The organism is Candidatus Desulfolinea nitratireducens (assembly GCF_982879505.1).
Map to the genome: position 1 here is coordinate 1 of NZ_CEYOSI010000123.1, position 10,259 is coordinate 10,259.

The 10,259-nt window shown below is 47.8% G+C and carries 7 protein-coding genes and 1 other RNA gene; 6 read left to right on the forward strand and 2 right to left on the reverse strand.

The window, feature by feature from the left end; all coding sequences use genetic code 11:
- From aspS to AC3DOM_RS11380, 6 genes are all read left to right on the forward strand, one after another.
- Window positions 1-1,751 (forward strand): aspartate--tRNA ligase (gene aspS / locus AC3DOM_RS11355; RefSeq protein ID WP_487919162.1); only part of this gene is annotated, 1,751 nt, incomplete at its 5' end.
- 50 nt (window positions 1,752-1,801) lie between these two features.
- A complete protein-coding gene (asnS, locus tag AC3DOM_RS11360) occupies window positions 1,802-3,142 on the forward strand; it encodes an asparagine--tRNA ligase (RefSeq protein WP_487919163.1) in 1,341 nt (446 codons plus the stop codon).
- Between the two features lie 93 nt (window positions 3,143-3,235).
- Window positions 3,236-3,412: non-coding RNA, 6S RNA (gene ssrS / locus AC3DOM_RS11365), on the forward strand.
- Between the two features lie 484 nt (window positions 3,413-3,896).
- Window positions 3,897-4,790: a methylated-DNA--[protein]-cysteine S-methyltransferase gene (locus tag AC3DOM_RS11370; protein ID WP_487919164.1), complete on the forward strand. Its 894-nt coding sequence runs from the start codon at window positions 3,897-3,899 to the stop codon at window positions 4,788-4,790.
- Between the two features lie 3 nt (window positions 4,791-4,793).
- Window positions 4,794-5,753 (forward strand): EamA family transporter, encoded by a 960-nt coding sequence (locus AC3DOM_RS11375; RefSeq protein WP_487919165.1) that lies wholly within the window; start codon window positions 4,794-4,796, stop codon window positions 5,751-5,753.
- A gap of 77 nt (window positions 5,754-5,830) precedes the next feature.
- Window positions 5,831-7,168 carry a glutamine synthetase family protein gene (locus tag AC3DOM_RS11380; protein ID WP_487919166.1) on the forward strand — a complete coding sequence of 446 codons (1,338 nt, stop codon included), beginning with the start codon at window positions 5,831-5,833 and terminating at the stop codon, window positions 7,166-7,168.
- Between the two features lie 89 nt (window positions 7,169-7,257).
- On the opposite strand, the gene AC3DOM_RS11385 is transcribed toward AC3DOM_RS11380, so the two are convergent.
- Together AC3DOM_RS11385 and AC3DOM_RS11390 are read right to left on the reverse strand one after the other, a co-directional pair.
- A complete protein-coding gene (locus AC3DOM_RS11385; RefSeq protein WP_487919167.1) occupies window positions 7,258-9,258 on the reverse strand; it encodes a tetratricopeptide repeat protein in 2,001 nt (666 codons plus the stop codon).
- A gap of 157 nt (window positions 9,259-9,415) precedes the next feature.
- A partial coding sequence (locus AC3DOM_RS11390) for a PP-loop family protein (RefSeq protein ID WP_487919168.1) occupies window positions 9,416-10,259 on the reverse strand: 844 nt, incomplete at its 5' end.

Genomic DNA, 10,259 nt, shown 5'->3' on the forward strand with positions numbered 1-10,259 from the left:
CTTGCGGCGAATTACGCTCATCCCAGATCGGGGAGACTGTCACTCTGGCCGGTTGGGTTCATAATTTTCGTAACCACGGCGGCGTAACCTTTATTGATCTGCGTGACCGCTTTGGAATCGTTCAGGTTGTTGGCAATCCCGAAGTTAATCAGGAGCTTTTACCCCTCAAAGAAGCCCGCTCCGAATGGGTATTGCAAGTGACCGGAAAGGTGCGGGCACGCATGGAAGGTGCAACCAATCCAAATCTTGATACAGGCGAGATCGAAGTTGCCGTAAAAAGCGTCCAGGTTTTGAATAAAGCCAAGATGCTGCCGATCCTGATCAACAAAGACGAGGAAGTGGATGAGCATCTCCGGCTGAAATATCGTTATCTCGACCTGCGCCGCGATACCATGCGTCACAATCTTGAGCTGCGTCACCATACGATCAAGTTTATTCGTGATTATCTGGATGGGCAAAGTTTCCTCGATATCGAAACCCCGATCCTTTTCAAAACCACACCCGAGGGCGCCCGGGATTATTTAGTTCCCTCACGGGTGCATCCCGGACAATTTTATGCGCTTCCCCAATCTCCACAACAGCTCAAACAGATGTTGATGGTGGCTGGAGTGGAACGATATTTCCAGATCGCACGCTGCTTCCGGGATGAAGATCAGCGCGGCGACCGCCAACCGGAGTTCACCCAACTCGACCTCGAGATGTCCTTCGTCGAGCGCGATGACGTGATGGGTCTCGCCGAGAAAATGTTCACCGAATTGGTGGCAAGCGTCGTACCTGAAAAGAAACTCCTCGCCTCCCCCTGGCCGCGGATCACATATCAGGAATCGATGGAACGCTTTGGGAAAGATAATCCTGATATCCGCTTTGGACTGGAATTGGTCAATATCGGCGACCTCGTTGCCAACTGCGGATTCGGCGTATTTGAAGAAACAATCGCATCCGGTGGCGAGGTGCGCGGGATCAACGCCAAGGGGTTGGGTGATTATTCCCGCAAGAAGATTGACGCGCTCACAGACTACGTCAAGGCCAATGGCGGCGCAAAAGGACTCGCTTATATGGCACTGACCAGCACGGGTGAAATGCGCTCATCTTTCGCGAAATTCTTAACGGAAAATGTCAAAGATGCGATCCTAGAAAAGATGGAAGCGAAAAATGGCGACCTCCTGCTCTTTGTTGCCGACCAAACCGAGGTCATGTTTGAATCGCTCGGACGTTTGCGGGTCCACCTCGGCGACCTGCTTGAACTGCGCGACCCCAATCTCCTCGGCTTCTGCTGGATCACCGATTTCCCCTTTGTCTTCTGGAACGAGGATGAAAAACGCTGGGACCCCAGCCACCACCTTTTCACCTCGCCAATGCCCGAAGATATCCCCTTGCTGGAAAAAGATACCGCCAAGGCACGCGGTCAGCAATATGATATGGTCCTGAATAATTATGAGGTCGGCGGTGGCTCAATCCGAATCCACCAGGGCGATTTGCAGGAGAAGGTTTTTAAACTGATCGGGCTTGATCCCGATGTAGCCAAGGAACGTTTTGGCCATATGCTTGAAGCCTTTCAATATGGGGCCCCACCCCACGGCGGGATCGCCATTGGCATGGATCGGTTCGTGATGCTTCTCGCAGGTGCGCCAAATATCCGTGAGGTGATCGCCTTCCCCAAGAATCAAAATGCCCGGGATGTGATGGGTGATGCTCCTTCTCCCGCAGAAGAGAAACAATTGGTAGAATTACATATCAAGCTTAGAGAGTAAATTATTGCGGAGGTGTGTTTCAGGCCCACCCCTGCATGTAGAGGAAAAAAATGAAAATCATCAGCGTAAATGATATTGCGGAATACGATGGCGAAGAAGTATCCATTCAGGGTTGGGTTTACAAACGCACTGGCAAAGGAAAGCTCGCCTTTTTGCTTGTTCGTGACGGCTCAGGGTTTGTCCAATGTGTAGCTTTTAATGGCGACTTATCCGAGGAGCTTTTCGAGACGATCAGTCATATTCCGCAGGAATCTTCAGTCGTCATCACAGGGACAGTCCGGGCGGACAAACGCGCCCCCGGCTTGCCAGGCGGCTACGAGATCGGGATCAGCGCCTTCAGCGTGATCCAGGCCGCGAATGAGGATTATCCGATGGCCCTCAAGGAGCATGGCGCAGATTTCGCCCTTGATAATCGCCACTTCTGGATCCGGATGCCAAGCCAATGGGCGATCCTCCGTATCCGCGCCACGGTCATCAGCGCGATCCGAGAATGGCTCGATACCAATGGCTATATCCTGATGGATACTCCCATCCTGACCCCTGCCGCTGCTGAGGGGACAACCACCCTCTTTGAAACCGAATACTTTGACGAGGGAAAAGCCTACCTCGCTCAAACCGGTCAGCTTTATAACGAAGCCAATATCTTTGCCTTTGGCAAAGTCTATTGTTTTGGCCCAACCTTCCGCGCTGAAAAATCCAAAACCCGTCGTCACCTGACAGAGTTCTGGATGGTCGAACCAGAAGTCGCATTCTGTGATTTAGACCAGCTCATGGAAATTGAAGAGCAGTTTGTCACACATATTGTCAAGCGTGTTCTCAAAGAACGACGCGTAGAATTGGAATCTCTCGGTCGTGATCTCTCCGCTCTGGAACAGGTTGATGTCCCTTTCCCGCGTATTTCCTACGATAAAGCCGTTGAGATGATCAAAGAAATTCAGGCTGAAACAGAAGACCCCGAAGAAAAAGCCTTACTCGATATCGAATGGGGCATGGATTTTGGCGCAAGGCACGAAACTGTGCTGACCAAGAAATTCGATAAGCCCCTTTTCGTCTACGGCTATCCGACCCAGGTCAAAGCCTTCTATATGGAACCGATGCCCGGTCGCCCCGAAGCCTGCAAGAGCGTGGATCTGCTCGCTCCCGAGGGATACGGAGAGATCACCGGCGGTTCTGAGCGCATGTCTGACCCCGACCTGTTGCTGCAACGCATCCACGAGCATGGGCTACCTGAAGAGTCCTTCAAGTGGTATCTGCAACTCCGCCAATTCGGCTCAGTCCCCCATTCCGGTTTTGGGATGGGTGTCGAAAGAACGGTCGCCTGGCTCTGCGGCACCGATCATATCCGCGAAACAATCCCTTTCCCGAGGACGATCAAACGGGTTTATCCATAAACCGGAAATAGCTTTCATAGAATTGATGCTGAGAATAACCCTACATTTTTAATTTATCCCTACCCAGCATATTGACTTTATGGTATAAGAAGACTGACCCTGCTGTGCAAGTGATGTTGCACTCAAAGTTTTGTACCAACACGTACTTAAAGGGTTCCACTCTTTCAGAACTAACGCGATAGGCTAGAGCCAAGGCGAGACTTCTGTCGAAGAACCCACCTGTGAAAACAGGTTCAAAACATAGCAGCACACGGCATGCGCGGGGTTACCCTTTACAGGGTTTAACAATTGAATATGGAGAACCAGCGGCTGGACCCCGATTGATCGGGGTTACGAGGTGAAGGTTCCGTCTCGCGAGGGACGCGCTAAGGGCTTTCCCTCTCCTTTTAGGAGAGGGTCAGGGGTAAGGTCTGAAAATCGGATAGATCAGCGGATGCCTTTGGAGCATGGTCACATGCTCCCTTCTCCCTTCCAAAGAAAGTATGATCTGAAAAGCGTGCGGCAACGTGCGCCACAAGGACAATACAGTGATACAGGATAGCTGTACCTGTTTATATATTTTGGAAGGGCTGCTTTTTTTAAGAGACTTTGTCTATTTTAAAGGTATGCCTGCACAGGCATACCTTTTTTTTATTGGACAAGGATAATAAAAAATCATGAACTATAAGGGAGATATCCGCAAGAATCGGGTGGTTTTCTCAAGCAGAAAACCTATACTTGGAGAAAGGTAAACAATCTTCAAGGAGTGATACACATGAATGAAATAAACTATGATTTCCAACAAGCTGCAACGGATTATGCCATAATCGAAAAAGCAATCCACTTTATCGAATTGCATCAACGTCGCCAACCCACACTCAAAGAAATCGCCGAAAGTGTCAATCTGAGCGAATATCATTTTCAGCGTCTTTTCACACGCTGGGTCGGCATCAGCCCAAAACGATTCCTGCAATTTCTGACCAAAGAGAACGCCAAAGTATTGCTATCAAACGCCAATAGCCTGCTCGAGGTGACCTATAAAACCGGCCTCTCCAGTCCTGGCCGGCTCCATGATCTTTTCGTCCAAACCGAAGCGATCACTCCTGGAGAATATAAGCATAAGGGCGCGGGTCTTACAATCCGTTTTGGCAGCCACCCGACTCCCTTTGGACAGTGCCTGCTGGCCGCTACCGAACGTGGGATCTGCAATATCTCTTTCGATACAGAAAAAGAGGCTCTGAAAAACCTGCACAAAGAATGGCAACAGGCGACTCTGGTTGAGGATGCCGCTCACACGCGGACCTTTGTCGAAAAGATTTTTTCGCCCGCCAAAGCTGGCGAAACGCCCCTGAGCCTGGACTTGCGAGGTACGAATTTTCAAATTCAAGTCTGGGAAGCCTTGCTGCGCATCCCGGCTGGACAGGTAAATACCTATCAGGGAGTCGCAGTCTCTATCAACCAACCCAAAGCATCCCGGGCTGTAGGCAACGCTGTAGCCAGAAACCCGATTCCCATGCTGATCCCCTGTCATCGCGTCATCCGCGCAACAGGAGAATTCGGTAACTATGCCTTTGGCAGCGCCCGTAAAAAAGCCATTCTCGGTTGGGAAATGGCTCAACACCCCCATCCAAACCTCACCCATCATGGGGAAAGTACAAGAAGGTCATAATACATGGCAACTCTCAAACCAAACACCCGCATATGGTTAGCCCTGATCTCCGTTTATTTGATCTGGGGCTCAACCTATCTGGCCATCCTCTATGTTGTAAAAACCATCCCTCCCTTCATGGCTGGTGGGATGCGCTTTATCACCGCAGGATTGGTTTTATTTATCTGGAGAATCTCAAAAGGTGACTCCCTTCCTACCCGCCGACAATGGCGTGATGCAGGCATTATTGGCTTATTGCTGCTTCTGGGAGGGAATGGTCTCCTCCTTTGGGCAGAACAATATGTCCCTTCAGGGATTTCATCGTTGCTGATCAGCACTGTCCCCATCTGGATGGTGATCATCGAATCCATGCGTCCTGGTGGAGAAAAACCAACGGTTAAAGCAATTATTGGACTGATGCTTGGTTTTAGTGGGGTCGCCTTCATGATCGGACCCGGTGAATTGAGCAGCGAAATCGGCGCTTTGCATCCGCTGGGATTGATCGCCCTGCCTGTTGGCGCATTGCTCTGGTCGTTGGGATCAGTCTATAGTAAAAGCGCAGATTTGCCCTCATCTTCGTTGATGACCACTAGCGCAGAAATGCTGATCGGCAGCATAGGCATGTTCATTGTGGCCACTTTTCGTGGCGAATGGGGGGGCTTCACCATTGGCATGGTAGAGAGCACTTCGTGGATCGCCTTGGTCTATCTTACCGTTTTTGGCTCACTGGGCGGATTTGTGGCCTATGCCTATCTACTCAAAAATGCACCGATTTCATTGGTTTCCACCTATGCCTATGTAAACCCGATCATCGCGATATTACTCGGTTCATGGGTGGCACATGAGGCGCTAAACGGAAGAACGGTACTCGCCGCGATAATCATCCTCGGGGCTGTGATCCTGATCACAACTGCCAGAGGCAACCGGTCGGTCATTGGCAAGCCCAAAGCTACGCTCGAAGCGGAAGCTACCAAAACCATTTAATTTATCCACTATCTGCGCTTCAACAAACCAGCGCAGTTTGAATAGTCAATTTATCCAACTTATTTAAGGAGAAAAAAATGGATAAGAAAGAACTGCTCAACAAGATCAAAGAAGATAATGTCAAATTTATTTCACTGCAATTTTCGGATGTGACCGGCACGGTCAAATCAGTGGATATGCCAGTGCGAAATTTCCCTGACGCCCTCGAAGATGGAGCCTGGTTTGATGGTTCGTCGGTGGAAGGTTTTGCACGTATTCAGGAAAGCGATATGCGTCTGACAATTGATCAGGATACCTATGCCGTTTTGCCCTGGTCACCGGAGGAACGTCGCCGGGCACGCGTCTTTTGCGACATTTATATGCCCGATAACACGCCTTTTGAAGGCGATCCGCGCGGGACCTTGAAGAGGATGCTGGCAAAAATCTCTGAGCGTGGCTGGATGTTGAATATCGGGCCTGAACCTGAATTTTTCCTATTCAAACGTGGAAACGGCTCAGGCGTTCACCCTGTCCCACACGATGTAGGCAGTTATTTCGATTTCTCCGCCAACGATGAAGCTGTACGCGTGCGCACTGAGTTGATGGAAGCTCTCGATATCATGGGATTAGATGTCGAGGTGGGCCATCACGAAGTGGCTCTTGGTCAACATGAGATCGACTTCCGTTACGGAGATGCATTGCGCGCAGCTGATAATATCCTGACCCTTAAATATACCGTCAAGGCAATCGCCGCACAAAACGGTTTGGTGGCATCCTTTATGCCAAAACCGATTTATGGCGTTAATGGCTCCGGGATGCACTGCCACCAATCGCTATTTAATGAGCAGGGAGAAAATCTCTTCTTTGATGATAGCGATGAGTTCAAACTCTCAAAACTAGCCTACAGTTTCATTGCCGGGCAGTTGAAACATGCCCGCGCATTGACAGCGGTATGTGCTCCAACGATCAACTCCTATAAACGTTTGGTGCCCGGGTATGAAGCACCGGTTTATATTGGCTGGGCGCAGACCAATCGCTCGGCGCTGATCCGCATCCCACGCCATAACGAGGGACGAGATAAGGCTGTCCGCGCTGAATTGCGCTTCCCCGATCCCTCCGCGAATCCATATTTGGCAATTGCAACCATGCTGGGTGCAGCATTGGATGGGATCGACAATGAGATGACTGTTCCTGCCCCCATGAATAATGTCAATATCTATCACCTTACCCCCGAAGAACTTGTGGAGAAAGGCATCGAATCGCTGCCAGGCTCCCTTGCTGAAGCAATGCGTGAATTGGAAAACGACGACGTCGTCAGAAACGCACTTGGCAAAGAGACTTATGAAGCATTCTCGCGCGCGAAATGGGCTGAGATCGAAGAACACCGCATGAAAGTTTCAGATTGGGAAGTTGAACGATATTTGGAAACAGCGTAGATTAAGTCATCAGTATTTAGTTTCTAGTGGTCAGTAAAAACAAATATCCCTTTGGGAGGAAATTCCCGGAGGGATATTGTTGCATGTTATTATCTCTTGTTTTTTTTCTTTTTACGCTTCTTATTGTCACCCACAAGATTTTTTATCTTGCCCATCACTCTAATCATATCTATCTGTTCAGCATAGTCATCTAATTTCGGGTCTTCAGGATAACCTTTTTCCCACATTTCATACCAGGTAAGGGCTCCTTCTGGTTTATCATCCTCAATGAAAAAAGATATTTGGACAGCACATAATGCGCTAAATTCGGTGACGTGTAATTTTTTCTTTGAAGCCATTTTCTTTATAAATCCTATTGCCTTTTCCAACTCCCCTGCATTAATAGCTTTTCTTGCTGCGGTAAGTTGCCCAAAAAAGTAATCAGGGAAATCATTGGCAATACGGCTTATAAGCACCTCTGCTTCTTCTTCTCTATTTTGCATGTAGAGAGCACCTGCCAAATTATTTAATAAAGTGGGATTATCAGGATGTTTCGTCAAGGCTTGGCGTAAGTATCGTTCGGCTTCCACACCATCCTTATCATGCAAAGCATCCATACTACGCTCTATTAACCGCATAACTTTTGAATTGAAGGGAATATCATTTTCTTCCGAACCATAGTAAATTTCATAGTTCATCATCATCAATTCTTTCCGTTCCCCCTTTAGCCATAATTCTACGTTTTCGTTTGCAGTGAAAACTCCATGCTTTGTGAGGATTTGAGATGCTTCGATGCGCGAGCTATCTGTGCCTGATTCCCCCAACGCAAAGGCTTTTAACAGGTCAAGCAATTCTGGGTGTCCAGACATATCCGAAAAATACAAAGCTGTTTCTTTCGCCTTTACATCGCCCCAACTCAATGCCATAGAAACGAAACGGATAATCTCTGGTCTTTTGTCGAAGAAATCTACCACTACCTTACGAAAAGTCTCATCATCTTCTTCTTTTTTAGAAGCTGCTTTCCCAACAGCAGACGCCAGGTCCTTAACCGTTTTGCGCGAAAGCCACATATCCATTGTAAAGACCTGGGGACAATCACGATTGGTTTCTGGCAAATCCAAAGCATCAAAATTTGCTTTGGCAAGCGAAAAGTACGGATCAATCTGGAGAGATTTTCCCCAATAATCACGAGCAGATTTAATATCTCCATTATCATAAAATGCTACCGCAATCCAATGAAGTGCAGCATAATCCAATAAATTAATCTCTTTTGCTTTCTCCACTTCTTTAAGGATTGCTAGAACGCCTTCATCATCGCGAACAAAAGAAAGAGCTTCTATCTTTTTTATCCACAACTCAGATGCATCCGCTTTTGAAGCAACCAATCGTTCAGCATAGATAAGAGCCTCTTCCTCTTCACCCCTTATAAACAAAAAACGCGTAAGATTAGAAAGTGCATGGACATTATCTTCCTCTATTTCAAGCGTCTTCAAGGAATATTCAATGGCTTCGTTCAGGTCGCCTTCCAACCAGGAAACTTGACTCAAATTATTAAAAGTTGGCGTAAAATTGGGGCGTTCTTTAATCAGTCGTATTGCAAGTTTCTTACACTGCTGATACTCACCCAAGCCCATAAAGACTTGCAAAAGTTCATGCTGGGAGGCAAACTTCAGTCCATTTTCAAAATCAAGACCTAACTGAGCCAGAATATCATCAAGATTCTCTTTTAACATCAGGAGTGCATCTTCAGCATCCTTGGTCCGCTCGTGGTGCTTCCATTTTTTTAGAAATTCGCCAAAGGTCTGGTAGGCTAAAGCATACCTCCCCTCTGACATATACGCCCCCGCCAAACCAAATTTAACATCGCCTCTATTTGGCATAATTTTATGCAACATATACATAGTATTCAAATAGCCGCGCTTATCACCTAAATCAAGATAAGCGTTTGCCATCATGCTTAAAACATCCGCTTGTCGAGGATAGTGTTGATTAAGGTCCAGAAGAAATTCTAACGCCTCTTCAGGTTGCCCATATTTTTCCAGCAAATCAGCTGCTTCATCCAAGCCATTTCGCAAACGTCGTGGTAAATTAGGTATTTTTTGATAACTCATCGTAATTTCCTTTTTGGGATACTCAAGGAACAGGATACCGGGTCACGCGACTGTATCTGGAGCGTAGCATCAGGTGTGATCTTGGCTTGGCTCTGTGTAATGGGTGATTGTTCAGCAAAAAGCCGATTCCATTAACACTGGTTACTGTGTACTAATTTTACCGATCACTGCCCTTCCCCATCATCCTGCAAAATGTGCAAAAATCGCGTGCGGAGGTGGGCTGACCGCAAGAGGGGCAAATATGCAGCTCCGGAACGATCTCGCGGGTGGGTTCAGCAAAAAGCCCCTTCTTTTTTGCAGAGAGAAATTTGACAAAGAAATGCAGTTTTGCCCCCGGATGCTGATTTTCCAACTGATTGAGGATTTCTTTATATTCGGTTGAAGTAGACCCCTCTGCAAAAGGGCATTCATCGTAAATATAATCGATGCCGCGTAAAAAGGTATAAGCCGCCATCTCACGCTCATAAAAGCGGAATAGCGGTTTTACCTTGCGGGCAAGGCCATCCTTTTCAGGGAGGACAGGTCCCTGCCGATAGAGGTAATCGCCATTCCATTGGAGAGTATTCGAGAAGAGAGTTGCAGCTTCATCATCAAGATTATGCCCCGTGGCAAGGACATCATAACCAAAATCTCGGGCAATCCGATTCATTTCATGGCGTTTGATCAAGCCACAGGAGGAGCAGGGTTTATCTCGTCCGCGTTTGGTATTGGAGGCCAGCATCGGGAGATCTGTCCCGTAATCAGATTCAATATTCACGACATGCAATTTCAGATCATGGTCATTTGCGAATTTTTCCGTCAGCCGTTGAGATTCGGCCGAGTAGTTAATCCCCTCGTCAATACCGAGAGCAATATATAGCCCATCTGCCTGATAGCCAAGAATCTGGAGTATATCCCAGAGAGCAAGGGAATCTTTTCCGCCCGAAACGGCGACAAGGATTTTCTCCTTGGGGGTGAACATCTTGTATTTCTCGATAATTTTCAGCGTTTGCTCAGGAAGC